General features: G+C 46.6%; 1 protein-coding gene. It reads left to right on the top strand.

The features are described 5' to 3' along the window. Positions 1-118: 118 nt before the first annotated feature. On the top strand, positions 119-1312 hold a 1194-nt coding region (gene rmuC / locus A3750_RS20435; RefSeq protein WP_156498789.1), incomplete at its 3' end, for a DNA recombination protein RmuC.

Raw genomic sequence — 1312 nt, 5'->3', positions numbered from 1 at the left:
TAGATTTTCGTTCCATGCGTTATTTGCTAAAGATAACCGAGATTAAAACCAGTACAATCTTGGTTATCGGTTGCCTCAATCTCGGACACTCCCTTTTCATTTAGGTTTGCTATCAGCTATGGATACGTTTTTTATTGCAGTGCTCGCTTCTTCTGTTTGTTTGTCTTTGTTGGTCGGATTTGTTCTGGCAAAGTTGAAGGCGTCAACTCAGCAAAAAGCCTTGGAACTGGAGCTAGCAGAAATAAAAACCCGCTATGAGCACGAGCGTGAAAGTCTCGAAGCGCTTCAGGCACGCATGGATGAGAGCCAGCTCCTGCTGCGTGAAGAGCTGACGGATCTTAAATCTGAACTGGCTCATTCTCGCGATCAGTCAAAACAGTTTGAAGTGCTCGCCGAGCAGCGCGCTCAGCAAGCGAAGGGTTTGCAGGAGCAGTGCGATAAATTGTCGCTTCACTTAGACGAAACCCGCGCGAGCTTGCGTGACACAGAGTCGAACTACGAGCGCCTGAATACCTCGATGGAAGAGCGAGAAGCGAGCCATAAGCGAGAACTTGAAACCTTCAATAAGCAAAAAGAAGAGCTCAAACTTCAGTTCCAGCAGCTTTCCAACGAGATTCTACAAAGCAACTCAAAAGCCCTTCAGGAAGCGAATAAAGAGAGCTTAAGTGCAACGATCAACCCCTTTAAAACCTCGATTGAAGAATTTAAAAAGAAGATTGATGACAACGTACACCGCGAGACTATGCAGCGCTCTGAGCTGAAAAAAGAGCTCGAGTCATTGAAAGAGCTTAACCTTAAAATGACCACCGAGGCGCACGAGCTTTCGACGGCACTGAAAGGTCAGAAAAAACTGCAAGGTAACTGGGGTGGGTTGGTGCTGGAGAATGTGCTTGAACGCTCTGGGTTGCAGCTGGGTAAAGACTATAAGCGTGAAGTGTCGTTCAATACGGAAGAGGGTCGTCAAAGACCTGATGCCGTTGTGTATTTGCCGCAAGACAAACATCTCATTATCGATGCCAAGGTATCACTCAATGCGTATACGCGCTTTGTGAATTCGGATGATGAGACCGAGCGCGCGCTTGCCCTAAAAGAACATGTTAGCTCGATGCGTGATCGAATAACCGAACTTGCTGATCGCGATTATTACAAGTTGCCGGGTATGAATTCTCCTGAAATTGTCTTTATGTTTGTGCCCATTGAATCGGCATTTGTTGAAGCATTGAAGGCCGATGAGTTGCTGTTTCAGGAAGCCATTGTCAATAATGTCTTGGTCGCCACGCCGACGACCTTGCTTACTAGTCTCAATATCGTC

Source organism: Oleiphilus sp. HI0079, assembly GCF_001635105.1.
Note: the sequence above shows the minus strand (reverse complement) of the source record. Positions and strands in the feature narration are given on the sequence as shown.